This window comes from Curtobacterium sp. PhB146 (genome assembly GCF_004342995.1).
GTDB lineage: Bacteria > Actinomycetota > Actinomycetes > Actinomycetales > Microbacteriaceae > Curtobacterium.
The window spans coordinates 1235864-1260952 of record NZ_SMBN01000001.1; the positions used below are offsets into that span (position 1 = coordinate 1235864).

General features: G+C 71.8%; 23 protein-coding genes. 16 read left to right on the forward strand and 7 right to left on the reverse strand.

The features are described 5' to 3' along the window. Positions 1-2: 2 nt before the first annotated feature. Together EDF33_RS06055 and xylA are read right to left on the reverse strand one after the other, a co-directional pair. Entirely contained in the window at positions 3-1472 is a 1470-nt protein-coding gene (locus EDF33_RS06055; RefSeq protein WP_132099531.1) for an FGGY family carbohydrate kinase, read from the reverse strand. A 12-nt stretch (positions 1473-1484) separates the two neighbouring features. Further along, positions 1485-2675 (reverse strand): xylose isomerase, encoded by a 1191-nt coding sequence (gene xylA, locus EDF33_RS06060; RefSeq protein ID WP_111084913.1) that lies wholly within the window; start codon positions 2673-2675, stop codon positions 1485-1487. Positions 2676-2772: 97 nt separating this feature from the next. Here xylA and EDF33_RS06065 point away from each other — a divergent pair, with 97 nt between their 5' ends. The 10 genes from EDF33_RS06065 to EDF33_RS06110 all read left to right on the forward strand — a co-directional run bounded on the left by EDF33_RS06065 (position 2773) and on the right by EDF33_RS06110 (position 14688). Continuing rightward, positions 2773-3969: a Gfo/Idh/MocA family oxidoreductase gene (locus tag EDF33_RS06065; RefSeq protein WP_243692368.1), complete on the forward strand. Its 1197-nt coding sequence runs from the start codon at positions 2773-2775 to the stop codon at positions 3967-3969. Further along, the gene (locus tag EDF33_RS06070; protein WP_132099532.1) at positions 3966-4673 is read left to right on the forward strand and encodes a ThuA domain-containing protein; all 708 of its coding nucleotides are present in this window, start codon (positions 3966-3968) and stop codon (positions 4671-4673) included. The genes EDF33_RS06065 and EDF33_RS06070 overlap by 4 nt, the downstream gene beginning before the upstream one ends. Further along, on the forward strand, positions 4670-5770 hold the full coding sequence (locus EDF33_RS06075) for a Gfo/Idh/MocA family oxidoreductase (RefSeq protein ID WP_132099533.1): 1101 nt from the start codon (positions 4670-4672) through the stop codon (positions 5768-5770). Before EDF33_RS06070 ends, EDF33_RS06075 begins: the two co-directional genes overlap by 4 nt. Before the next feature lie 52 nt (positions 5771-5822). After that, positions 5823-6872 carry a sugar phosphate isomerase/epimerase family protein gene (locus EDF33_RS06080; RefSeq protein ID WP_132099534.1) on the forward strand — a complete coding sequence of 350 codons (1050 nt, stop codon included), beginning with the start codon at positions 5823-5825 and terminating at the stop codon, positions 6870-6872. Between the two features lie 154 nt (positions 6873-7026). Then, the gene (locus EDF33_RS06085) at positions 7027-8376 is read left to right on the forward strand and encodes an ROK family transcriptional regulator (protein WP_132099535.1); all 1350 of its coding nucleotides are present in this window, start codon (positions 7027-7029) and stop codon (positions 8374-8376) included. Beyond that, positions 8373-9410, forward strand: coding sequence for an NAD(P)-dependent alcohol dehydrogenase (locus EDF33_RS06090; protein ID WP_123294705.1), 1038 nt, complete (start codon positions 8373-8375; stop codon positions 9408-9410). The genes EDF33_RS06085 and EDF33_RS06090 overlap by 4 nt, the downstream gene beginning before the upstream one ends. A gap of 376 nt (positions 9411-9786) precedes the next feature. After that, on the forward strand, positions 9787-11169 hold the full coding sequence (locus EDF33_RS06095; RefSeq protein ID WP_132099536.1) for an MFS transporter: 1383 nt from the start codon (positions 9787-9789) through the stop codon (positions 11167-11169). 198 nt (positions 11170-11367) lie between these two features. Continuing rightward, positions 11368-12795, forward strand: coding sequence for a bifunctional UDP-N-acetylglucosamine diphosphorylase/glucosamine-1-phosphate N-acetyltransferase GlmU (gene glmU / locus EDF33_RS06100; protein ID WP_132099537.1), 1428 nt, complete (start codon positions 11368-11370; stop codon positions 12793-12795). Between the two features lie 61 nt (positions 12796-12856). Next, positions 12857-13834 carry a ribose-phosphate diphosphokinase gene (locus EDF33_RS06105; RefSeq protein WP_123294708.1) on the forward strand — a complete coding sequence of 326 codons (978 nt, stop codon included), beginning with the start codon at positions 12857-12859 and terminating at the stop codon, positions 13832-13834. A 74-nt stretch (positions 13835-13908) separates the two neighbouring features. Further along, positions 13909-14688, forward strand: a complete 780-nt coding sequence (locus tag EDF33_RS06110) for a putative protein N(5)-glutamine methyltransferase (protein ID WP_132099538.1) — start codon at positions 13909-13911, stop codon at positions 14686-14688. Between the two features lie 268 nt (positions 14689-14956). Here EDF33_RS06110 and EDF33_RS06115 read toward each other — a convergent pair whose 3' ends face one another. Continuing rightward, the gene (locus EDF33_RS06115) at positions 14957-16582 is read right to left on the reverse strand and encodes a molybdopterin-dependent oxidoreductase (RefSeq protein WP_132099539.1); all 1626 of its coding nucleotides are present in this window, start codon (positions 16580-16582) and stop codon (positions 14957-14959) included. A gap of 107 nt (positions 16583-16689) precedes the next feature. On the opposite strand from EDF33_RS06115, the gene EDF33_RS06120 reads away from it, so the two are divergent. Beyond that, positions 16690-17397, forward strand: a complete 708-nt coding sequence (locus tag EDF33_RS06120; protein ID WP_132099540.1) for a hypothetical protein — start codon at positions 16690-16692, stop codon at positions 17395-17397. Between the two features lie 117 nt (positions 17398-17514). Here EDF33_RS06120 and gndA read toward each other — a convergent pair whose 3' ends face one another. Next, positions 17515-18972, reverse strand: a complete 1458-nt coding sequence (gndA, locus tag EDF33_RS06125) for an NADP-dependent phosphogluconate dehydrogenase (protein WP_132099541.1) — start codon at positions 18970-18972, stop codon at positions 17515-17517. A gap of 109 nt (positions 18973-19081) precedes the next feature. Here gndA and EDF33_RS06130 point away from each other — a divergent pair, with 109 nt between their 5' ends. From EDF33_RS06130 to EDF33_RS06140, 3 genes are all read left to right on the forward strand, one after another. Then, complete coding sequence (locus EDF33_RS06130; protein ID WP_132099542.1) at positions 19082-19621, forward strand: gluconokinase; 540 nt, start codon at positions 19082-19084, stop codon at positions 19619-19621. A 242-nt stretch (positions 19622-19863) separates the two neighbouring features. Continuing rightward, positions 19864-20067 carry a ribbon-helix-helix protein, CopG family gene (locus EDF33_RS06135; protein ID WP_207906635.1) on the forward strand — a complete coding sequence of 68 codons (204 nt, stop codon included), beginning with the start codon at positions 19864-19866 and terminating at the stop codon, positions 20065-20067. Next, positions 20064-20441 carry a type II toxin-antitoxin system death-on-curing family toxin gene (locus EDF33_RS06140; protein WP_132099543.1) on the forward strand — a complete coding sequence of 126 codons (378 nt, stop codon included), beginning with the start codon at positions 20064-20066 and terminating at the stop codon, positions 20439-20441. Before EDF33_RS06135 ends, EDF33_RS06140 begins: the two co-directional genes overlap by 4 nt. Positions 20442-20480: 39 nt before the next feature. Here the strand turns inward: EDF33_RS06140 and EDF33_RS06145 are convergent, their stop codons facing one another. Then, positions 20481-21077, reverse strand: a complete 597-nt coding sequence (locus EDF33_RS06145; protein WP_132099544.1) for a class I SAM-dependent methyltransferase — start codon at positions 21075-21077, stop codon at positions 20481-20483. Positions 21078-21154: 77 nt separating this feature from the next. On the opposite strand from EDF33_RS06145, the gene EDF33_RS06150 reads away from it, so the two are divergent. After that, entirely contained in the window at positions 21155-21943 is a 789-nt protein-coding gene (locus EDF33_RS06150; protein WP_165918727.1) for a sugar phosphate isomerase/epimerase family protein, read from the forward strand. Continuing rightward, positions 21940-22548, forward strand: coding sequence for a GNAT family N-acetyltransferase (locus tag EDF33_RS06155; RefSeq protein WP_132099546.1), 609 nt, complete (start codon positions 21940-21942; stop codon positions 22546-22548). The genes EDF33_RS06150 and EDF33_RS06155 overlap by 4 nt, the downstream gene beginning before the upstream one ends. Here the strand turns inward: EDF33_RS06155 and uxaC are convergent. Both uxaC and EDF33_RS06165 read right to left on the reverse strand, forming a co-directional pair. Continuing rightward, entirely contained in the window at positions 22538-23977 is a 1440-nt protein-coding gene (uxaC, locus tag EDF33_RS06160; protein ID WP_132099547.1) for a glucuronate isomerase, read from the reverse strand. The two genes, EDF33_RS06155 and uxaC, sit on opposite strands and share 11 nt — an antisense overlap. Positions 23978-24041: 64 nt before the next feature. Then, on the reverse strand, positions 24042-25040 hold the full coding sequence (locus tag EDF33_RS06165; protein WP_132099762.1) for a LacI family DNA-binding transcriptional regulator: 999 nt from the start codon (positions 25038-25040) through the stop codon (positions 24042-24044). Positions 25041-25089: the final 49 nt, after the last annotated feature.

Consider the following 25089-nt stretch of genomic DNA (forward strand, 5'->3'; position numbering starts at 1 on the left):
GGTCAGCGCGCCGCGGCGCGGTACTGCTCCAGCACCTCGGGGTGCGGGTCCGCCGGCACGGTCGTCGTCGCGATGTCCCACGACGGCAGCGCCCCGGTCAACGCCCAGGCTGCCTGACGCGCGGCCCCGGACGCCACGTACTCGCCGGGTTCCGGGATGAGCACGTCGCGCCCGAACACCTGCGCCGCGACGGTCCGGACGGCCTCGTTCCGCGCGGCCCCGCCGATGAGCAGCAGTCGCGACACGGTCACGCCGGTCCCCTCGACCGCGGCGAGCCCGTCGGCCAGGGCACAGAGCATGCCCTCCACCGCGGCGCGCGCGAGGTGCGGTCGGTCGGTCGTGCCCGGGGTCATCCCGAGCAGTGACGCGGTCGCGTCCGGCCGGTTGGGCGTGCGCTCGCCGACGAAGTACGGCACCAGCACGAGGCCGTCGGCCCCGGCCGGCGCCTGCAGCGCCAGCTCGCCGAGCGCGTCGTGGTCCACGCCGAGCAGGCCGCCGATCACCTCGAGCACGCGGGCTGCGTTGAGCGTCGTGACGATCGGGAGGCGCGACCCGGTCCCGTCGGCGAAGCCCGCCACGGTCCCGCTCGGGTCCAGGACCTCGGTCGCGGTGACGCCGAAGACGGTCCCGCTGGTCCCCAGGGACACCGCGATGTCCCCGGGAGCGAGTCCGAGTCCGAGCGCCGCACCGGCGTTGTCGCCGAGTCCGGCGGCCACGACCAGTCCGGACGGTGCGACCGCGCCGTTCGGCAGTGCCACGTCGACGTCGAGCGTCCCCATCGCCTCGTCGTGGGCGACCACGCGCGGCACGACGACCGTGTCCGCGGTCGGCTCGGAGCCGGCGACGCGCATCGGGCGACCGAGCGCGAGTTCGAACAGCTCCGGGTCGTACTCCCGGCGCACCGGGTCCCAGTAGGCGGTGCCGCTGGCGTCCGAGGCGTCGGTGGCGAGTGCGTCGAGGTCGGGGCCGAGCGGACTCTCGTCGGCCGGGCCGTACCCGCGCAGCCGCCACGACAACCAGTCGTGGGGGAGCGCGACGGCTACGACGCGGCCGGCGTTGTCCGGCTCGGCGTCGCGGAGCCACCGCAGCTTGGTACCGGTGAACGATGCCACCGGGACCAGTCCCGTCCGGGCGACCCAGGCCTCCCGTCCGATCTCCTCGACCATCTGCGCGGCCGCATCCGCACTGCGCACGTCGTTCCAGAGCAGGGCGTCGCGGACCACGTGACCGTCGGCGTCGAGCGCGACCATGCCGTGCTGCTGCCCGGCGATCGCGACGGCGCCGACGTCGGTGAGCCCGCCGGCGTCCGCGACCGCGGTGCCGAGGGCGTCCCACCAGTGGCGGGGATCGACGGACGTGCCGTCCGGGTGGGCGGCACGTCCCTCACGGACGACGGCACCCGTCGCCGCGTCGCGGATCGTGACCTTGCAGGACTGGGTCGACGAGTCGACGCCGGCGACGAGCTGTGTCATCCCCGCAGCCTGTCAGCGCGCGCCGAGCAGGTGCTCGATGGCGAGCTGCTGCAACCGGACGAAGCCGAAGCCCTTGCCGCCGAAGTACGCGTCGGCGTCGAAGTCCTCGTAGGCCGAGCGGTCGGACAGGAAGGCGTCGTAGGACTCGCCGTCGTTCAGGGTCGGCGTGCTGAGCTCTCCGACCTTCGAGGCCTCGAGCGCGGCCTGCACCTCGGGGTCGGCGCGGAAGGCCTGCGCGCGCTCCTTGAGGAGCAGGTACATGCGCATGTTCGCGGCCGCCGAGTCCCAGACGCCCGTGATGTCCTCGGTGCGGCTCGGCTTGTAGTCGAAGTGGCGCGGGCCGTCGTAGGCCTGGCCGCCCTGCGGCGAACCGTGCTCGAGCAGGTCGACGAGCGAGAACGCGTTCTGCAGGTCGCCGTGACCGAACACCAGGTCTTGGTCGTACTTGATGCCACGCTGACCGTTGAGGTCGATGTGGAAGAGCTTGCCCTGGTAGAGCGCCTGGGCGATGCCGGCCGTGAAGTTCAGGCCCGCCATCTGCTCGTGGCCGACCTCGGGGTTGATGCCGAACAGCTCGGGGCGCTCGAGGGTCTCGGTGAACGCGATCGCGTGGCCGAGGGTCGGCAGCAGGATGTCGCCGCGGGGCTCGTTCGGCTTCGGCTCGATGGCGAAGCGGATGCCGTAGCCCTTGTCGGTGACGTAGTCGGCGAGCAGGTTGACGGCCTCGCGGTAGCGCTCGAGCGCGGCCTGCACGTCCTTCGCACTGTCGTACTCGGAGCCCTCGCGGCCGCCCCACATCACGAAGGTCGACGCACCGAGCTCGGCGGCGAGGTCGATGTTGCGCAGAACCTTGCGGAGCGCGAAGCGGCGGACCTGCCGGTCGTTCGAGGTGAAGCCGCCGTCCTTGAACACGGGTGCGGAGAACAGGTTCGTCGTCACCATCGGCACGATGAGGCCGGTGGAGTCGAGCGCACCCTTGAGGCGGTCGATCTGCGTCTGCCGCTCGGCGTCGGTCGAGCCGAACGCGAACAGGTCGTCGTCGTGGAAGGTCAGGCCGTAGGCGCCGAGCTCGTCGAGCTTCTCGACCGCCTCGACCACGTCGAGGGCCGGACGGGTCGGCCCGCCGAAGGGGTCGGAGCCGTTGTAGCCGATGGTCCAGAGACCGAAGGAGAACTTGTCTGCACGGGTGGGCGTCGTTGCCATGGTGGTCACCGTTCGTCGTCGAAACAAAATGTTGCCGCGCCCAACATAAGCGGTAGTGTTGGCTGTGGCAAGGACGTGATCGCAAAGGAGCGAGCGGATGGCAAGTGTTTCGACGGCGCAGCAACGACTGCGGATCGCCATGGTGGGGCACGGCTTCATGGGAGCCGCGCACTCACAGGCGTGGCGGACCGCCCCCAGGTTCTTCGACCTCGGGGTCGAGCCGGAGATGGCGGTGATCGTCGGGCGCGACCCGGAACGCACCGAGGCGGCTCGCGTGCAGTACGGCTGGCAGTCCGCGTCCACCGACTGGCGTGCCGTCGTGGCCGACCCGGACATCGACGTCGTCGACATCGTGTCGCCCGGGTCGTCGCACGTCGAGATCGCGATCGCCGCGCTCGAGGCCGGCAAGCACGTCCTGTGCGAGAAGCCGCTCGCCAACACCGTCGAACAGGCCGAGGCGATGACCGCCGCTGCCGCAGCCGCCCGGGCGCACGGGGTCCGCGCCATGGTCGGGTTCAGCTACCGCCGGGTCCCGGCCATCGCCTTCGCCCGACAGCTCGTGCAGGACGGCCGGATCGGCACCGTGCGCCAGGTCCGCGCGCTCTACCTGCAGGACTGGCTCGCCGACGAGGACGGCCCGATGACGTGGCGCCTCGACAAGGAGCTCGCCGGTTCCGGTGCGCTCGGCGACATCGGCGCGCACGCGATCGACCTCGTCGAGCACGTCACCGGCGCCGAGCTCACCCGGGTGTCGGGTCTGCTCGAGACCTTCGTGACCGAGCGCCCCATGCTCGCCGACGGCGTCGGCCTCTCCGGCACGGCGTCGAGCGAGCGCGGGCAGGTCACCGTCGACGACGCCGCGTTCTTCACCGCCCGACTCGGCGGCGGTGCGGCCGACGGCGCGATCGGCACGTTCGAGGCCACGCGCTACGCCACCGGCCGGAAGAACGGCCTGACGCTCGAGATCAGCGGGTCCGAGGGCGCGATCCAGTTCGACCTCGAGTCCATGAACGAACTGCGCCTGTACGAGTCGTCGGCACCCGCGGGAGAGCAGGGCTTCCGCCGCATCCTGGTCACCGAACCCGAGCACCCCTACATGGCCGCGTGGTGGCCGACCGGACACCTCATCGGGTACGAGCACACCTTCAGCCACCAGGTGAAGGACTTCGTCGAGGCGATCGTGGCCGGCACCGACCCGTCGCCCTCGTTCGAGGACGGCCTGCACGTGCAACGCGTGCTCGACGCCGTCGAACGCAGCGCCGCCGACGGCAGCAGCTGGACGGTGACCGCGTGACCGCCGCCGACGGCACAAGCCAGGCGCTCGTCGTCCGCGGGGGCTGGGACGGCCACCAGCCCGTCGAGACCACCGACCTGTTCGTCCCGTTCCTGCGCGACAACGGGTTCGCGGTCCGGGTGTCGGACTCGACGGCCGTCTACGCCGACGCGTCCGTCATGGCCGAGGTCGACCTGATCGTGCAGGTCGTCACCATGTCGACCATCGCCGACGACGAGTTCGCCGGGCTGCAGCGCGCGGTGCTGAACGGCGCCGGACTGGCCGGCTGGCACGGCGGGATCGCGGACGCGTTCCGGAACACCGCCGACTACCTGCACATGGTCGGCGGCCAGTTCGCCCACCACGCCGGCAAGCACCCCGACGAGCGCGTCGGGGAGCAGTCCGACAACTACATCCCGTACACGGTGCGCCTCACCGACCTCGGACGATCGCACCCGATCACGCAGGGCATCGAGGACTTCGACCTCGTCACCGAGCAGTACTGGGTGCTGTCCGACGAGTACAACGACGTCCTCGCGACCACCACGCAGGAAGCGCGCGACTTCGACGCCTGGAACCGTCCGGTCACCGCCCCGGCGATCTGGACACGGCAGTGGGGTGCTGGTCGCGTGTTCGTCTCCGCACCCGGGCACCGCCTCGAGGTCGTCGAGTCGCAGCCACTCCGCACCATCATCGAGAGGGGCCTCCTGTGGGCAGCACGGTGAACGAACCCGTCCTCCGCGTCGGGGTGGTGGGCGTCGGCGTGATCAGCCAGCAGTACTTCGAACACTTCCCGTCCCTGCCCGGACTGTCGCTCGTCGCGGTCGCCGACCTCGACGTCGACCGGGCGCAGGCGGTCGGTGCCGCGCAGGGCGTGCGCGGCACGAGCGTCGACGAGCTGCTCGCGGCCGACGACGTCGACGTGGTGCTCAACCTGACGATCCCCGCCGCCCACGCCGACGTCGCGACCCGGGCGCTCGCCGCGGGCAAGCACGTCTACGGCGAGAAGCCCCTGGCGATGTCCACGGCCGAGGCCGAACCGGTGCTCGAGGCCGCCCGAGCCGCGGGCCTGCGGGTCGGCAGCGCCCCGGACACCGTGCTCGGCACCGGCATCCAGACCGCGCGGGCCGCCCTCGACGACGGCCTGATCGGCACCCCGGTCGGCGCGGCCGTCGCCTGGAGCGCCCCCGGTCACGAGCTCTGGCACCCGGCACCCGCGTTCTACTACCAGCCCGGTGGTGGCCCGCTGCTCGACATGGGCCCCTACTACCTGACCAGCCTCGTCACGTTCTTCGGATCGGTCGTCCGGGTGAGCGGCAGTGCCACCCGCTCCACCCGTGAGCGGACCGTCGCGACCGGACCGAACGCCGGCACGTCGATCCCGGTCGACATCGACACCCACGTGGTCGCGATCCTCGAGCACGAGAACGGCGTCGTCTCGACCGTCACCGTCTCGTTCGAGGTCTGGGCCACCCGAGCACCGCTCTTCGAGGTGTACGGCACGGCCGGCACCCTCGGTGTGCCGGACCCGAACCGGTTCTCGGACCCGGTGTCGATCGCGACGGCGGACGACCGCGAGTGGCGCGAGCTGCCGGTCTCCGCCGGGTACGCCGACGCCGGTCGCGGCTACGGGCTCGCCGACCTGGCGCACGCGATCGCCACGGACCGTCCGCACCGGGCCTCCGGCGACCTCGCGTTCCACGTGCTCGAGGTCATGGAGGCCGTCTCGGCCGCGGCCCGCGACCACACGGTCGTCGACGTGCGCTCGCGCGTCGACCGCCCCGCCACCGTCCCCGCCGGGTCCGACCCCGGGTCATGGTGACAGCCCTCGACCACAGCACGGACCTCGACCACCGCACGGAAGGACGACGACGATGACGACGACGGACGCGAGCGACCAGGCGGAGCCGAACCGGGCCTCCCGGCCGGTCACGCTGTTCACCGGACAGTGGGCCGACCTGCCCTTCGAGGAGGTCGCCCGGCTCGCCGGCGACTGGGGGTACGACGGACTCGAGATCGCCTGCTGGGGCGACCACCTGGACGTCCGGCGCGCCGCGACGGACCCGGCGTACGTCGCCGAGCGGCAGGCGATCCTGGAACGCAACGGGCTGCAGGTCTGGACCATCGCGAACCACCTGGTCGGCCAGGCCGTGTGCGACGACCCCATCGACCAGCGGCACGAGGACATCCTGCCGCCGCACGTCTGGGGCAACGGCGAGCCCGAGGGCGTCCGGCAGCGTGCCGCCGAGGAACTCCAGTGGACCGCCCGCGCCGCAGCGGCACTCGGCGTCGACACCGTCACCGGGTTCTCCGGGTCGTCGATCTGGAAGACCGTCGCGGGCTTCCCGCCGGTCCCGCCGAGCATGATCGACGCCGGGTACCAGGACTTCCACGACCGGTGGTCGCCGATCATCGACGTGTTCGAGGAGGTCGGGGTCCGCTTCGCGCTCGAGGTGCACCCGTCCGAGATCGCCTACGACTACTGGACGGCCAAGCGCACGCTGGAGGTCTTCGCGGACCGGCCGGCCTTCGGCTTCAACTTCGACCCGTCGCACTTCGTCTGGCAGGACCTCGACCCCGCCGCGTTCCTGCTCGACTTCGCCGACCGGGTGTACCACGTGCACTGCAAGGAGTCGGTGAAGCAGCTCGACGGGCGCAACGGCCGGCTCGGCTCGCACCTGCCGTGGGGTGACCCGCGCCGCGGCTGGGACTTCGTGACCGCCGGACACGGTGACGTGCCGTGGGAGCGCGTGTTCCGCGTGCTGAACCACATCGGGTACACCGGCCCGACCAGCGTCGAGTGGGAGGACGCCGGCATGGACCGACTCGTCGGAGGACCCGAGGCGCTGGCGTTCGTGCGGCAGCTCGGCACGATCGCGCCGCCGGAGGCCTCGTTCGACGCCGCGTTCTCGCGTTCGCGGTGACCGGCGGTTCCGGGCGTACCTGCCGGATCCGGGTGTACCTGGTCGTTCGTTTCGACAAGGTGTGCCCGATCCCGCTTCCCATCGCGGGCGTTCTGGGAAGGACCGAACACGCGAGGATGGGCCAGCACACACGGAGCACGACCGAGAGGACCCGATGGCTCGCCTGACAGCGGCACCCGTCGTCGCGCAGACCCCGACACGCGGCAACGCTGCGCGCGTCCTCCGCCTGGTGCACGAGGACGGTCCCATCACCCGCGCCGAGATCACCCGACGCACCGGTCTCAACCGGTCGACCACGCTCACGCTCGTCGGTGAACTGGTGGAGCGCGGACTCGTGCACGAGGACGTCCCTGCAACGGGAGGCACGACCGGCGGCACGGGAGGCACGACGAGCGGCGCGACCGCAGGCGTCGGCCGTCCGAGTCCCGTCGTCCGCGCCGTGGCTGAGGTGGTCGCTGTCGCCGTCACGGTCGAGGTGGACGCCGTCACCGTCGCGTTGGTCGGGCTCGACGGCAGCGTGCGCGACCGTGCGGTGGCGTCGAGTCGCTCGGCCCCGACCGCTGCCCAGGCAGTCGAGACCATCGCCGGACTCCTGGACGGCCTGGTCGCCGGCAACGCCGCACCCGCCCGGATCGCCGGCATCGGCGTCGCCGTGCCCGGGACCGTACGGGTCGAGGACGGCGTGGTCCGCTCCGCGCCCCACCTGGGCTGGCACGACGAACCGATCGCCCGCCCTCTCGCCGAGCGCACCGGCCTGCCGGTCCGTGCGACGAACGACGCGAACTCCGGTGCCTGGGCGGAGCGCCTGTACGGCAGCGGCCGCGGAGTCGACGACCTGATCTACCTCAACGGCGGCGCGAGCGGTATCGGCGGCGGTGTCATCAGCGCCGCCCGGCCCCTCAGCGGCGCGGACGGCTACGCCGGCGAGCTCGGCCACACGTTCGTCGCGGCGAACGGTGTCCGCTGCCACTGCGGGGCCGTCGGGTGCCTCGAGACCGAGGCCTCGCGCGACGCCCTCGTCGCGGCGGCCGGTGTCGCCCCGGACGACCCGTCCGCGCTCACCGCGGTGCTCGCGCAACGCCGACCCGAGGTCGAGCGGGTGGTCGACCGCCAGGTCACCGCTCTCGCGACCGCACTCCGCAACGCGATCCACACCGTCAACCCCGAGGTGGTCGTCCTCGGCGGGTTCCTCGGGGTGCTGCTCGAGCACGTCGGCGACCGCATCGAGGTCGAGGTCCGCGCCCAGTCGATGGCCGCCGTGACCGAACGGCTGCGGATCGCTCCGGCGGCGCTCGGTGCCGACGTGCTGCTCCGCGGCGCCGCCGAACTCGGGTTCCGCGACCTGCTGCGCGACCCGACGGCAGCCCGGCTCGTCCCGAGGCCAGCTCCAGCCGACTCCACGACCACCCACACACCCGACCGCTCCACCACCCACACGCCCGACCGCTCCACCACCCCCACGTCCGACCGCGACGCCGCGGCCGAGGAAGCGAGAACCCCATGACCTCCATCCAGCGCCAGCGCACCAGCGTGCTGCTCGGGACCCAGGACCTGACCGTCGAGGACCGCCCCGTCCCCGAGGTCGAACCGGGCGACGTGCTCGTCCGGGTCGCCGCCGTCGGGGTGTGCGGCTCCGACGTGCACTACTACCGCCACGGCCGCATCGGGGACTTCGTCGTCGAGGAGCCCCTCGTCCTCGGCCACGAGCTGTCCGGCACGATCACCGCCGTCGGCGCGGGCGTCGACCCCGCCCGCGTCGGGGAGCGCGTCGCCGTCGAACCGCAGCGCCCGTGCCACCGGTGCGCGCAGTGCCTGGCCGGCCGCTACAACCTCTGCCCGCACATGCGCTTCTACGCGACCCCGCCGGTCGACGGCGCCTTCGCCGAGTTCGTCACGATCGAGGCCGAGTTCGCCCACGTCCTGCCCGACTCCGTCTCGTTCGAGGCCGGTGCCCTGCTCGAACCGCTGTCCGTCGGGATCGCCGCGGTCCGCAAGGCCGGCATCGTCCCCGGCTCCTCGGTGCTCATCGCCGGTGCCGGTCCGATCGGGATCATCTGCGCCCAGGCCGCGCGGGCCTTCGGCGCCACCCGGATCGTCATCAGCGACCTGGTCCCCGAGCGCCGGGAGCGTGCGTTGCAGTACGGCGCCACCGAGGTCGTCGACCCGACCGTGGTGTCCGTCGCCTCGGACATCGCACCGGTCGACGCGTTCATCGACGCCAGTGGTGCTCCCCGTGCCGTGTCCGACGGCATCAAGGCCGTCGGACCGGCCGGCGCCGCGGTGCTCGTCGGGCTCGGCAACTCCGAGATGACCCTGCCCGTCGAGCACATCCAGAACCTCGAGGTCACGGTCACCGGGATCTTCCGCTACACCGGCACGTGGCCCGTTGCGATCGGCCTGGTCGCGTCCGGGCAGATCGACCTCGACTCGCTCGTGACGGGTCGGTTCGGCCTCGACGAGGTCCGCGAGGCACTCGAGAGCGACACCGACCCGGAGTCCCTCAAGTCGGTCGTCTACCCCGGCGGCGTGCCCGCCTGAGCGCGCACGATGCGCGGTTCGCCGCCCCGTGCCGCGTTGCGTGCCACGTGCGGGGTTGCGACCGGACACGGTGCGCGGAAGCTCGCACCGGGTGACGGCGCGCGCACGGTGCGGACGGGAGGCCCGTGGCCAGGCCGCCACGCGCCTCCCGTCCGGCTGGCGGCTGGCGCACGGTGCGAGGCTCGTCGTTGTGTCCACGGTCGTCGGCCTGGTGTCGCCCTGTGGGCGGGCACGGTGCGCGGAAGCTCGCACCGGGTGACGACGCGCGCACGGTGCGGACGGGAGGCCCGTGGCCAGGCCGCCACGCGCCTCCCGTCCGGCACGTGACCCGGAACGGGGCCACCGGTGCGTCACCGGGACGCGCTACGGTTCGCGCATGACCGCTTCACCGGCCGCCGTCGTGCCGCAGCGCACCGACCGGCGCGCGCTCGTGTCCTGGGCGCTCTGGGACTGGGGGTCCGCGGCGTTCAACGCCGTCGTCACCACGTTCGTGTTCAGCACGTACCTGGCCAGCCGGGCGTTCGTCGACCCGGCGAAGGTGGCCGACACGTCCGCCGCGGGCACGGCGTTGGTGGAACGCGAACTCGCCCACAACGCCGCGGTGGTCTCCACGGCCCTGACGATCGCCGGCATCGTCGTCGCGCTCGTGGCCCCGGCGATCGGACGCCTGGCGGACTCGTCCGGGCACCGGCGCCGGTCCGTCCTCATCGCCACGATCGGCATCGTGCTGTCCATCGGCGGCATGGTCTTCGTCGCACCGAGCCAGCCGTACCTCGTGCTCGGGGCGGCGCTGCTCGGCATCGGCACGGTCGCGTACGAGATCGCCAGCGTCGGCTACAACGCCATGATCGGGCAGGTCGCCTCGGGGGAGCGCACCGGCCGGGTGTCCGCGATCGGGTGGGCCGCCGGGTACTTCGGCGGCATCGTGCTGCTCGTGCTGCTGCTCGTGCTCTGCATCCAGGACTTCCGCGGCGACGGCGTCGTCGGCGGACTCCTGCAGCTGCCGGCCACCGTCGCGACCGGGCAGTGGGACGTCCGCGTCGCCATCGGCATCGCCGCCGTGTGGCTCGCGGTCAGCTCGATCCCGCTCTTCGTCGTCGTGCCCGAGGCCGCGCCCGACCACCGGCACACCGGCGGTGTGCTCGGTGCCTACCGCGACCTGGGTCGGGACATCGCCCGGCTCTGGCGCGAACGGCGGAACGTACTCGCGTTCCTGGTCGCCAGCGCGGTGTTCCGCGACGGCGTCGGCGCGGTGTTCACCTTCGGCGGGATCATCGCGGCGCAGGTGTTCGGGTTCAGCGCCTCGCAGGTCATCCTGTTCGCCATCGCCGCGAACGTCGTCGCCGGCGTCGCCACCTTCGTGTCCGGACGGCTCGACGACCGCTTCGGCTCGCGCGCGCTCATCATGGTGTCGCTGATCGGCCTCGCTGCCTGCGGGCTCGGCGTCCTGGCGGTCGGCAGTCGGACGGAGTGGTTCTGGGTGCTGGGGCTGACCCTGGCGTTGTTCGTCGGACCGGTGCAGTCGTCGTCGCGGGCGTACCTGGCGCGGCTGGCGACCCCCGGCCGCGAGGGCGAGCTCTTCGGCCTCTACGCCACCACCGGCCGGGCGGCGTCGTTCCTGGCGCCGGCACTGTTCGGTGTCGCGGTGACGGCCGGCGGCTCGACGCGTTTCGGGATCCTCGGGATCGTGGTGGTGCTCGTCGTGGGGTTGGTGCTCATGGCGTTCGTGAAGGCCGAGCCGCGGGTGCTGCGCGCGTAGGTGTTCGGTGGCGCGGAGGCGCGGTGTAGCTGGTCGTTTCGGGCGTAGCTGGTCGTTCGTTCCGGCCAGGTACGCCCGATCCCGCTTTCCATCCCGAGGTCGATGGGAAGGAACGTCCCCGGTGCGGTTGTGCGCACGGTTCTGCACAGGGCCGCGGTTCCAGCGGACTCCGCAGCGCGGGTGCGCCAGGATGGACCCATGACCGACCAGCGCATCGCCGTCGTCGTCCTCGCCGCCGGGCAGGGCACGCGCATGAAGTCGTCCACCCCCAAGGTGCTGCACCGGCTCGCCGGGCTGCCGCTCATCGCGCACGTCCTGCGGACGGCGTCGTCCCTCGGGCCGGAGCACGTGGCCGTGGTCGTGCGGCACGAGCGTGACCTGGTCGCAGCGGAGATCACCGAGCGCGCGCCCGACGCCATCATCGTCGACCAGGACGACGTCCCCGGCACCGGCCGTGCGGTCGAGGTCGCGGTCCAGGCGCTCCCCACCGACTTCGACGGTGCCGTCGTGGTGCTCTCCGGCGACGTCCCGTTGCTCGACGCGGCGTCGCTCCGCCTGCTCGTCGACGCCCACGCCGGCGGGGGAAACGGCGCGACCTTCGTCAGTGCGATCGCCCCGGACCCGACCGGCCTCGGACGGATCGTGCGGGATGCTGACGGCGCGTTCGTCGGTGTCGTCGAGCACAAGGACGCGACAGCCGAACAGCTGGCCATCGCCGAGGCGAACGCGGGCATCTACGCGTTCGACGTGACGCGCCTCCGGGCGGTCCTGCCGTCGCTCACCACGGCGAACGCGCAGGGCGAGAAGTACATCACCGACGCCCCCGCGCTGATCAGTGCGCGAGGCGGGCGCATCGACGTCGTCACGCTCACCGACCCGTGGCTCGTCGCCGGCATCAACGACCGCGCGCAGCTGTCCGACGCCGCCCGCGAGCTCAACGCCCGCATCGTCCGCCGACACCAGCTCGCCGGCGTCACCGTGCAGGACCCGGCCACCACCTGGATCGACCTCGACGTCTCGATCGAAGCGGATGCCGAGGTCCTGCCCGGCACCCAGCTCCTCGGCGCGACCGCCATCGCCGCCGGTGCCGTCGTCGGGCCGGACACCACGCTGCGCGACACCGAGGTGGGCGCCGGCGCGACGGTGAACCGGGTCGACGCCACCCTCGCGGTCATCGGTGACGGTGCCTCGGTGGGGCCGTTCGCGTACCTGCGTCCGGGCACGATCCTGGGCGACCAGGGCAAGATCGGCACCTTCGTCGAGACGAAGAACGCGAAGATCGGGCGCGGCAGCAAGGTACCGCACCTGTCGTACATCGGCGACGCCGAGGTGGGCGAGGACTCGAACATCGGTGCGAACACGATCACCGCGAACTACGACGGCGTGCACAAGCACCGCACCGAGGTCGGCTCGCACGTTCGTACAGGCTCGCACAACGTGTTCGTCGCCCCGGTTAGGATTGGTGACGGTGCGTACACGGGTGCCGGAACGACGGTCCGCAAGGACGTCCCGGCAGGATCGCTCGCGATCAGCTACGCCCCACAGCGCAACACCGACGGATGGGTCGAGGAACACCGACCCGGCACACCGGCGGCCGAGGCTGCTCGGCACGCGAACGGCGAATAGATCCTGGCGACCACCGGTCGTCGACATCGACCCCACACGGGTCAGGGAGTGAGCACCGCACTTGTCCGGAATCAAGACAACCGGCCAGAAACGACTCGTCCTCGTCTCGGGGCGAGCACACCCGGCGCTCTCCGCCGAGATCGCAGAGGAACTCGGTGTCGACCTGGTCCCCACCGATGCCCGGACCTTCGCGAACGGTGAGCTGTACGTCCGGTTCGACGAGTCGGTCCGCGGGTGCGACGCGTTTGTCATCCAGTCGCACACGGCGCCGATCAACGAGTGGCTCATGGAGCAGCTCATCATCGTCGACGCGCTGAAGCGGGCCTCGGCCAAGCGCATCACCGTCGTCGCGCCGTTCTACCCGTACGCCCGTCAGGACAAGAAGGGCCGCGGCCGCGAGCCGATCTCGGCCCGCCTGGTCGCCGACCTGTTCAAGGCTGCGGGCGCGCACCGCATCATGAGCGTCGACCTGCACGCCGCCCAGATCCAGGGCTTCTTCGACGGCCCGGTCGACCACCTCTTCGCCATGCCGGTGCTGCTCGAGCACTTCCGCGAGATCCTCGACCCGTCGATGCTGACGGTCGTGTCTCCCGACATGGGGCGCGTCCGCGTCGCCGACATCTGGTCCGAGAAGCTCGGCGCACCCCTCGCCATCATCCACAAGCGTCGCGACCCGCTGGTCCCGAACCAGGTCACGGTCCACGAGATCGTCGGCGACGTCTCCGGCCGCTGGTGCCTGCTCGTCGACGACCTGATCGACACCGGGCGCACGATCGCCAAGGCAGCTGAGGCGTTGAAGGCTGCCGGCGCGATTGGCGTCGTCGTCGCCGCGACCCACGCCGTGTTCTCCGACCCGGCCACCGAGCTGCTGCAGAGCGAGTTCATCGACCGCGTCGTCGTCACCGACACCCTGCCGGTGCCCGTCGAGAAGCGCTGGGACCGTCTCGAGATCCTGCCGATCGCCCCGCTCCTGGCCCGCGCCATCCACGAGGTCTTCGACGACGGGTCCGTCACGTCGATGTTCGACGGCGCAGCGTAGCGGAGCCGTCGAACCATGGGCACAGCCGACGGCGCCTCACCGTCTCGTCGACGTGACGTGTCTGCGGAACGTTCGTGACCCATCCCGCGCGTGACGCCCTCGCGGCCCGGCTCCGGGCCGCCGGGAGCGTCTTCGCCGAGGACGAAGCCGACCTGCTCCTCGAAGCAGGCGACGGTGAACCCGTCCGGCTGCGTTCCCTGGTCCAGCGTCGCCTCGCCGGTGAGCCGCTCGAGTACGTCCTCGGCTGGGCCGCCTTCGACGGACACCGCATCCGGGTGACACCTGGGGTGTTCGTCCCCCGTGCCCGGACGACCGTCGTGGTCGAGCAGGCTGCCCGTCGGTTGCAGCGCTACGACCGCGTGGTCGACCTGTGCTGCGGCGCCGGTGCGATCTCGGTGGCGTTGTTCGGCCGGGTCGGCGCGCTCGACCTCGTGGCGACGGACATCGACCCGGATGCCGTCGACGTCGCGGCCGAGAACATCGGCGACCGCGGGATCGTCGTCGCCGGCGACCTGTTCGCGCCGCTGCCGGACCGGTTCCGCGGCGCCGTCGACGTCATCGCGGTGAACGCCCCCTACGTCCCGACGGCGTCGATCGCGATGATGCCGGTCGAAGCGCGCGAGCACGAGCACCGCGTGGCCCTCGACGGTGGCGCGGACGGCCTCGACCTGCACCGGCGGATCGCCGCAGGAGCGGGGGAGTGGCTGCGCTCCGGTGGTTCGGTCGTGATCGAGGTGTCGGTGGCGCAGGCAGATGCGTCGGTCGCGGCGTTCGTGTCCGCCGGGTTCACGGCCGTGGTCGAGCAGGACGACGAGGTCGACGGCACCTGCGTCGTCGCGACGCTCCCCGTCTGACCCGACGAGTCTGACCCGACGAGCCCGAGCCGCACGGGCTCGACCCGCACGAGTTCGACCCGCACGGGCTCGACCCGCACGAGTTCGACGCGCGCAGTTCGGCCGGTGCCTGGTTCGCCGACCAGTCGCGACACGCCGCTCACTTACGCCGAGGTCGCACAGATGGCCGTTCGGGCGCTCGACATGCCGAGATCTCGGAACCTCGACGACCAGCGGACGGCGTGCCGCACGGCCCCACCCGAGGCCCCCGACCCCGCGCCGGTCCGCGCTACTTCGCGTCGACCGTCACCGATGCCCAGCCCGAAGCCCCGTTCGGCGCGGGCGGCCGCTCGACGCTCGTCTGCACCTCGCCGTCGGCGCTCACGGCACGGACCTCGATCCGGTGCGAGCCCGCGGTCGGCGTCCACCGCAGCACCCACTGGCGCCAGGTGTCCGCGGACACCGACTCGGCGAGTTCCGCCTGCTGCCACGCACCCGAGCCGACCCGGACCTGCACGGCCTTCACCCCGGTGTGCGGCTGCCAGGCAACCCCGGCGATGGCGACCTGCTCACCGACGGTCACGGTCGTCCCGTTCCGCGGGGTGTCGATGCGCGACTCGAGCTTCACGGGCCCGCGTTCCGACCATCCGCGCGGCGTCCAGTACCCCTGTGCATCGGCGAAGCGCGTGACCTCCATCTCGGTCACCCACTTCGTCGCCGACACGTACCCGAACAGCCCGGGCACGACCATCCGCGCCGGGAACCCGTGCTCGGTCGGCAGCGGTTCGCCGTTCATGCCGATGGCGAGCAGCGCGTCGGTGTCCTCGTCCTGCAGGACGTCCAACGGCGTCCCGGCGGTGAACCCGTCGATGCTGCGGGACAGCACCATGTCGGCGTCCCCGGTCGGCTTCGCGCGGGCCAGCAACTCCCGGATTGGGTACCCGAGCCAGAGCGCGTTGCCGATCAGGTCGCCGCCGACCTCGTTGGACACGCAGCTCAGGGTGGCCATGTGCTCTTCCAGCGGCAGGGCCAGCAGCTCGTCCCACGTCAGCGTGACCTCGTTCTCGACGGCGCCGTGGATGCGCAGGCTCCAGTCGGCCGGGTCGATCGAGGGGACACGCAGCGCGGTGTCGATCCGGTAGAAGTCGGCGTTCGGTGTGACGTACGGCGTGATCCCGTCGACGTCGAGCGAGGCGCCGCCCGGCACGGCCGGTGCGGGCGTCGCCGCCGCGGGCAGGCGCACGGCTCGTCGGGCAGCGGCGACCGCCTGCATCGCGGACGACCCCACCCGGGAGGCCGTGCCCACCACGACCGCGACCGCTGCGGTCGTGACACCCCAGACCAGGAACGCGCGGCGCTCGGTCGAGGCAGGTCGCGGTGACGCCGACGGGACGGCCGCTGCGGCCTCCCAGAGCCGGAGCCGGCGGAGCAGCAGCCGCAGGGTGATCACGGCGGCCGCCACGCCGAACACGGTGGGAGCGCCGTCGAACGTACCGCTGCCGGAACGGGTGCTCACCGCGATGAGCGCGAGCACGCCGCCGACGGCGAAGACGAGTGCCCCGAAGGGCGGCCGAGCGCGCTCGAGGACACCGGCCCCGGCGCTGATCGCGGCGACGATGACGGTCATGAGCGCGAACAGTGCGACCTTGTCGCCGGTGCCGAACAGGGCGACCATCAGGTTCTTGGCCCCGGCCGGTGCGAGGTCGATCACGGCGGACCCGACGGCCACCAACGGGCTGCCGGCACCACCGAGGAGCAGCGCGCCGAACTCAGCGATCCCGAGGAAGGCGGCGGCGGCCACGAGACCGACGGCGGCAGCGAGGACCACGGGCCGACGGAGCGGCGCTCCGGCCGGGCGTTCGGCCGTCGAGGGGTCGTCCGGCGTCGGGACGTCCGTGGTGCGTTCGGTGGTCACCGCCCGAGCGTAGGTCGCCCGGCCGCTCGTCCGCTGTGCGTGCGGTTCCCCGGGCGTTCACCGACCCCGGCCAGCACCTGCCGATCGGGCCGTGCGAGGATCGGGGTGTGCCGAGGCGTCCAGATCCAGTTCCGCGCCCCGGCCGCGCCCGCCGCTCCGACCGCACGCCGATGTCGGCCGCGCAGCGCCTGTCCACGTTGCGGTGGGTGATCGTGGGCATCTGGGCGGCGCTCCTCACCGCGCGGATCATCGTCGTCGCGACGGCACCTGACGTGGACCTGTCCTGGTTCGGGATCGTCGAGTTCGGTGCGATCGCGCTGGGCGTCACGGTCATCGTGGTCGCGGTCTTCCGTGCCGCTGCGTTACGTCGCCGGCACGCTGACGAGGCCCTCGCGCTCGCCATCCGCCGCATCGACCCCACGGTCTGGCTCGTGCCGGCGGCTCCGACGACCGAACTGCGCGACGCGATCGCCGAGGTCCGGCCGGAGGTGAGCCTCGGTGCCCGCGTGACGTGGGCGTTCGGGGCGACCGAGGCCTCCCTGTGGGAACTCGACGACCGCAAGGCCACACGGTTGCTCGTGGTCCGGTGGAGCCGGGTGGTGCACGTCGGGATCGAGGACGTCCACGGCGACGGTGACCGCGCCGATGCCCGTCGGGCGTGCGCGGTCGCGATCCACTACGTCCGGCCGGACGACACACCGGCGGTCGCGACCTTCTTCGTGCGGACGGCTCCCGGCTCTCGTCGGCTGCTCGGCCGCGGACAGCGGCTGGACCGGCTCGTCGCCGACCTCGCGCGCGAGCGCATCGTCGCCTGAACCGAGCGCATCGTCGCCTGAACCGAGCGCGTCGTCGCGACCGAGCGCACTGCTGTCGGACGTGGGAAGGGCCCCGCCGATCGGCAGGGCCCTTCGAGGGTGCGGTCGTGCCGCGGTCTAGTGGGTGGACGGTTCCTGGTCGACCTCGCGGCGGTCGTCGTCGGACCACAGCGTGTGGAAGGTGCCGTCCTTGTCGATGCGCTGGTAGGTGTGCGCGCCGAAGAAGTCGCGCTGCCCCTGGATGAGCGAGGCGGGCAGCCGCTCGGAGGCGAGCGAGTCGAAGTAGGACAGCGCCGACGAGAAGCCCGGCGCGGGGATCCCCGACGCGGCGGCGATCCCGACGATGCGGCGCCAGGCGGCTTCACCCTCCTGCACGGCGTTCGCGAAGTACGGGTCGACGAGCAGTGACTCGAGCTCCGGGTTCTTGTCGTACGCCTCGACGATGCGGTTGAGGAACTGGGCACGGATGATGCAGCCGCCCCGCCAGATCTTCGCCACGTTGCCGAGGTTGATGTCCCAGCCGTACTCCTTCGCCCCGGCGATGATCAGGTCGAAGCCCTGCGCGTAGGCGACGACCTTCGAGGCGTAGAGCGCCGCGCGGACGTCGTCCTCGAAGCCGTCGGGGACCTCGGCGATGCCGGGCCGGTCTGGGAACGCCTGCTGCACCGCGGCACGCTGCGACGGCTTCGACGACACTGCGCGGGCGAACACCGCTTCGCCGATGCCGGAGACCGGGATGCCGAGTCCGACTGCGTTCTGCACGGTCCACACGCCGGTGCCCTTGGAACCCGCTTCGTCGCGGATGACGTCGACGAGGGGCTTGCCGGAGTCGGCGTCGCGCTGCTTCAGGACCTCGACCGTGATCTCGATCAGGTAGGACTCGAGGTCGCCGCCGTTCCACTCCTGGAACAACTTGACCAGGTCCTCGACGGAGAGCCCGCCGACGCGGCGGAGCAGGTCGTAGGACTCGGCGATGAGCTGCATGTCGGCGTACTCGATGCCGTTGTGCACCATCTTGACGAAGTGGCCGGCGCCGTCGGTGCCGATGTGGGTCACGCAGGGCTCGCCCTCGGCGACCGCCGCGATCGACTTGAGGATGGGGCCCAGGGTCTCCCAGGCTTCCTTCGAGCCGCCGGGCATGATCGACGGCCCCTTGAGCGCGCCCTCTTCACCACCGGAGATGCCCGTGCCCACGAAGTTGAGACCCTTCTCGCGCAGGTCGTGCTCACGCCGGATCGTGTCGTGGAAGTTGGCGTTGCCGCCGTCGACGATGATGTCGCCTTCCTCGAACTTCTCGGCGAGCTGCGAGATCACGGCGTCGGTGCCCTTGCCGGCCTGCACCATGATGATCGCCGTGCGCGGCTTCGAGAGCGAGGCGACGAAGCCGTCGATGTCCTCGGACGCGATGAAGCCGGCGTCGCCGTGCTCCTTGATGAGTTCTTCGGTGCGGGCGTAGGTGCGGTTGTACACCGCGACCGTGTTGCCTTCACGCGACGCGAGGTTGCGTGCGAGGTTCGACCCCATGACGGCGAGGCCGATGACCCCGATGTTCGCCTGACCAGTGCTGTCTGCCACGTCGTCTCCTTTGTCCGGACGTGAGACCAACCTACGGTCGGCGCCCTGGGACCGCACGGGTGTTACGGCAACTGGGGACCACTGTTCACCCCGTCAATACTGTGGAGGGATGACCGACACCGCTGTCCTCCCACCCGTCCTCGTCATGGGCGTCTCCGGTTCCGGCAAGTCCACCATCGGGCAGGCGCTCGCCGACGCGCTCGCCGAGCAGGGCCAACCGACCGTGTTCGTCGACGCCGACGACCTGCACCCGGCCGCGAACAAGGAGAAGATGCGGCAGGGCATCCCCCTCACCGACGACGACCGCTGGCCGTGGCTCGACGCCTGCGCCGCGCGGATCGCCGCCGTCGAGGCGTCCGGGAGCCGCTGCGTGATGGCCAACTCGGCCCTCAAGCGCGTCTACCGCGATCGGCTCCGGCAGTCGGCGCCGGGCCTCGTCATCGCGTTCCTGGACGGCTCGCACGACCTCATCGCCGAGCGGCAGGCGCACCGGCACCACGAGTACATGCCGTCGTCGCTGCTCGACTCCCAGTTCGCGACGCTCGAACGGCCGCAGGCCGACGAGGCCGCCGTCGACGTCTCCATCGACGGGCCGGTCGACGACACGGTGACGACGATCCTCGCGGCGCTGTCGGTCACTTCCGGCTGAGCCTCACTTCTCCACAGTGAAGTCCTCGCAAGGGATCGTCCACAACCTCTCCCAGACCTTCCCCCGGCGGAGAAGCGACCGCGCAACACTCGGATCATGACAGAACAATCCAGTGACAGGTCGCATCAAGCCGCCACGCGTCGACCCCACCATCGAGATCGACGTCGACGCCTCGAGCGAAGGGACGCCGGTCGGTGCTGCTGATCGATGACCGTGGTATCAACTGTGATACCGTCCTGCGCATGGCCATGACCCTTCGACTGGACGATTCCGAGGCGGCTGCGCTCCGAACCCGGGCCGACCTCGAAGCCCGATCGATGCAGGACATCGCGCGGGAAGCGATCCGCGAGTACATCGAGCACCACAGCCGACGTGACCTCATCGACGGGGTCCTCGACCGCGAGTTGCCGAACTTCGCCGAGGCGCTCGAGCGACTCGGACGATGATCCACCTGACGATCGACGAAGCGCTGCACATCGCTCGGCGGACGTTGGGGCCGGACTTCGTCATCCGAGATGCTGGACTCCTCGAGGCCGCGGTGGCCCGACCAGCGACCTCGGTCGGTGGACGCGACGCCTATCCGTCGTTGCTCGAGAAGGCGGCAGCGCTCGTGCACTCCGCGGGTCGGAACCATGCACTCGTCGACGGCAACAAGCGCCTGGGGTTGATGCTGCTGGTGGTGTTCCTCGGGGTCAACGGGCTTCGGTTGCGCGCGACGAACGACGAGGCGTACGAACTGATCATCGCCATCGCCGAGGGGGAGTTGGACGCGGTTGCGGACATCTCCGCGGTGCTGCAATCGCTGGTTGCTGAAGCCTGAACGACGGCTTCAGCGGATGGCACCGCCGGCTGAGGCACCTCACCGCCGCTTCGCGCGGATGGCAGCGTGCGGCCGCTGTCCCTGATCGACCCGGGCCCGGACGTCCACCACGTCGAACCCGTGGTCCTCGAGGACCTCCGCCAGCGCGCCCGTCGGCCACCGGTACGCCGTGACGACCGCGTGGTCGAAGGACTCGATCGAAGGCCCCTCGAAGAACCCGACCAGCAGGCCGCCGCCCGGCCGGAGCACCCTGCGGAACTCGGCGAAGACCTCGCCGACGCAGGACGGATCGTGGTGGATCACGGAGTACCAGGCGAGCACCCCGTCGACGCTGCCGTCGTCGAGACCGGTGGACTCGATCGCGCCCAGGCGGAAGTCGACGCCGTCGTGCGCACGTCGTGCGTGCTCGACGAAGGGTGCGACCGCGTCGATGCCGATCACTGCGTGCCCACGATCCGCCAGGTGTGCGGCCCAATGCCCCGGCCCGCACCCTGCGTCGAGGATGCGAGCACCGGATCCCGACGCCCAGGCCTCGACCTGTGTCCGGTCCTCGTCCTGGACGGCCGACATCGATCCGAGGACCTCCGCGTACTCGCCCGCACGGTCGCCGTACGCAGCGGTGACGTCGAGGTTCATCGTCCGACCGTACCGGCGCCGGTGGCAACGGACGGCAACAGTCGCCGTCGGCACCTCGGACGAGTTGCATGGACCGCATGTCGTCCAGGGGACTCGGCGTCGTGGCCGGGGCAGAACTGACCGAGGTGGTCCGCCGCGCGGGCGCGGACCACGTGGAGCCGACGATCGCCGGCAACCTCGCGGTCCGCGACGGAACGGGGTGGCGGCGGAACGAGGTCTACGCCGGCCAGCGGTTCCCGTCCTTCGCCATCCTGGTGCCCGGCGATCTCCCGCTGCTGACCACGGATCTCGGGACGGTCCGGTCGTACTTCGAGTCGGTCCTGCCGATCGTGCGGTCGGTCGCGGAACCGGGCGCGACGATCGTCTTCGGGTCGGGGACCGCTCGGAACGCTCCCGACGGCATGGCGGGCGACGACGCCCTGCGCCGGTTCGGCGAGGTGGTCCGGACCGCACGCGATGTGGCCGCCGCGAACGACCTGCGCATCGTGGTGGAACCCCTGAGCCGCGCGGAGACGAACGTCCTGCACACGGTCGATGCGACGGTGACCTTCCTCGACGGTGCAGCCCTCGGCGGCGTCGGTGTCGTCGCCGACCTGTTCCACATCCGGAACGAGGGCGAGTCGTTCGAGGTCCTGCGGCGCCACGGCGACCGGATCGGACACGTCCACCTGAGTGACCCGGACCGTCGGCCGCCCGGCACGGTCGACGACGTCTGGCGCGAGTTCCTCGCCGCAGTGCACGACGGCGGGTACCGGGGCGCCGTCTCGCTCGAGTGCCGGTGGGCGCCCGACGCCGAGACCGCCGAAGCCGAGATCCGTTCCGCGCTGGAACGCGTCCGTCGGGCCGGTGCCATGCTCGTGCCATGACCATCGAGGTGCGTCCGGCCACGGTGTTCGACGACGTCCGGACGATGGTCGGCCCGAAGCGTCCGGACGCGAACGTCTGCTGGTGCCTCAGCTACCGCATCCCGTCCGCCGAGAACCAGTCGCTGCGCGGGACGGCTCGTGGCGACCGGGTGCAGGAGCTGCTCGCACAGGACGCCCCGCCTGGGGTCCTCGCCCACGACGGTGACGAGGTCGTGGGGTGGGCGGGTGTGCACCCGCGGGTCGACACCACCTTCGCCCGGAACCGGAGGATCCCGCACCTCGGCGAACCGGACGACGACACCGTGTGGAGTGTGTGGTGTCTGCGCGTCCGGCCGGGGCACCGTGGCGAGGGCATCTCGCACGCCCTGCTCGCCGGGGCCGTGGACTTCGCCCGCGACCACGGAGCACGTTCGGTCGAGGGGTACCCGGTGGACAACGGCGGCGCGAAGGTCGACCTGACGATGGCCTACGTCGGCACCCGCGGGGTGTTCGAGCGGGCGGGGTTCCAGCACGCGGCGGACACGACGTCCGTGCTCGACGGGTTCCCCCGCGTGCTCATGCAGCGCACGGTGCGCCCCCGCCGCGCTCGTCCGGCTACAGCTTGAACGTCGCCCGCGGGATGTCGGACACGATCCGCCGTGCCGTGCGGACGGCGTCCTCCTCCGAGATCTCGTGCGTGACGACGAGTGACGCCAGGTACGCCGCGTCCGCTCGTCGCGCCATGTCGTGCCGCGCGGGGATGGAGCAGTACGCCCGGGTGTCGTCGATGAACCCGGAGGTCTTCGTGAACGACGCCGAGTCGGTGATCGCGGAGCGGTAGCGGCCGATCGCCGCCGGGGTGTCGATGAACCACCACGGTGCTCCGGCGTACACGGCGGGGTAGAAGCCGGCGAGCGGGCCGATCTCGCGCGAGAAGACGGTCTCGTCGACGGTGAACAGCACGAGGTGGAAGCCCGGAGCGGTGCCGAAGGAGTCCAGGAGCGGCCGCAGCGGCGTGGTGAAGGAGCCGACGGCGGGCAGGTCGTGGCCGGTGTCCGGGCCGAAGCGTTCGAGCGTCGGCGCGTGGTGGTTGCGGATGACGCCGGGGTGCAGCTGCATGACGAGGCCGTCCTCGACGCTCATCTCGGCCCAGCGGTAGAGCATGTCGTGCCGGTACGCGGTGGCGTCCGCCTCGGAGACGGACGACGGGTCGCGGAGCGCCTCGGCGTGGATTCGCTCGCGCGACGTGGCGGACAACGGCGACGATCCGGCGTCGAGCACCCCGGTGTCCGTGGCCGTCGCACCGTGCTCGATGAAGTACTGGCGACGGGCGCGGAGTGCTGCCAACAGCCCTGCGTGGGTGCCCGTGTCGATGCCGGCGGCCTGCCCGATGGACGCGACCACGGGCCTCCAGTCCGGCCGCGACGGGTCGAACACGGCGTCCGCGCGGAACGTGGGGACCACCCGGCCGGTGAACGTGGGGTCCGCGGCGAGCTGCGCGTGCGCGGCGAGGTCGTCGGCGGGCCCGTCGGTGGTTGCGAGGACCTCGATGCCGAAGGTGTCGAACAGCGCGCGCGGGCGGAAGGCGGGGGAGGCCAGCAGGCCGGCGATGTGGTCGTACTGGGCGTCGGCGTTCGCCGCCGACGGCTGCTCCGTCAGCCCGAAGACGTCGTGCAGCTCGGTCTCGAACCAGTAGCGGACGGGGGTGCCGAGGAAGTCGTCCCAGTGGTCCGCCAGGTTCCGCCAGATGGCGCGACCGGGAGGCGCGGCGTGGGTCCCCGACAGGTCGGCGCGTCCCAGCGCGGCCAGGTCCACCCCGTTCGCGTGCAGCAGGCGGAGCACGTAGTGGTCGGGCGTGATGAGCAGCGACGCGGGGTCGCTGAACGGCTGGTCGGCGGCGATGAGCGCCGCGTCGACGTGGCCGTGCGGGGAGATGATCGGTGCGTCCTTGACGGCGTCGTAGACGGTCCGTGCCACCTGGCGTGCACCGGGGTCGGCGGGGAGCAGCCGGTCGGGGTGCGGGGCGAGACGGGTGGCGGTGCTGGTCTGGGTCATCATCGACTCCTTCGGGGACGGCGGGGACGGCGGGGCCGGCGGGTGCAGTGGGCGTGCGCCGGTGTCAGGCGGGCGCGGGACCCGTCGACTCCCGGACGGTCAGGTGGGTGGGCAGTGCGACGGCGCCGGTCATGTGCTCACCGGGCAGCTCGTCGGCGGGGATCGCACCGAGCCGGCCGAGCAGCATCCGGATCGCGACCCGGCCGGCGCGTTCGATCGGCGAGGTCATGGTGGTGAGCGGCGGGTTGCAGAAGTCGGCACCGAAGATGTCGTCGCAGCCGACGATGCTCATGTCCTCGGGGACGCGGACGCCCCGTTCGCGCAGCCGCGCGAGCATGCCGATCGCGATCAGGTCGTTGAAGGCGATGCAGGCGGTGGCCCCGGCGTGCACAGCGGCGTCGGCGGCTGCGGCTCCGGAGTCGACGAACGGCGCGTGCGGCCCGATGCGGGCGACGCGGACGCCGAGGCCCTTCGCGACGCGCACGAGCGCCTTCCACCGGCGTTCGTTCGACCACGAGCTGTCCGGACCGGCGACGTAGAGCACGTCGCGGTGGCCCAGGGAGACGAGGTGCTGCACGGCCTGCTCGACGCCGCCGGGGGTGTCGATGAGCACCGAGGGCACCCCGGCGGGGCGACGGTTGACGACGACGAGGGGGATCCGTTCGGCGAACCGGGCGATCTGCGCGTCCGACAGCCGTGAGGCGGTGAGGACGACGCCGTCGGCCTTCGCGCCGATCGAGCTCAGGGTGGCGAGTTCGGCGTCGGCGGACTCCTCGGTGTCGACGAGCAACTGCGTCCACCCGGCGCCGGCGAGCTGGTGCTGCGTGCCACGGATGACGTCGAAGTAGAACGGGTTCGTGATGTCGGAGACGAGCACGGCGACGGCTCGGGTGCGGCCGGACGTCAGGGCGCGTGCCTGCGAGTTGGCGACGTAGCCGAGTTCGCGGGCCGCGCGTTGGATGCGCTCCTGCGTGGTGTGGTTCACGCGGTCGGGCAGCGAGAGTGCGCGGGACACGGTCGACGGGGCCACGCCGGTCGCGTCGGCGATGTCCCGGATGGTCACGCGTCGGGCAGCGCTGAAGCCGGCCCCGGCGCTCGTGTCGGCGCTCGCG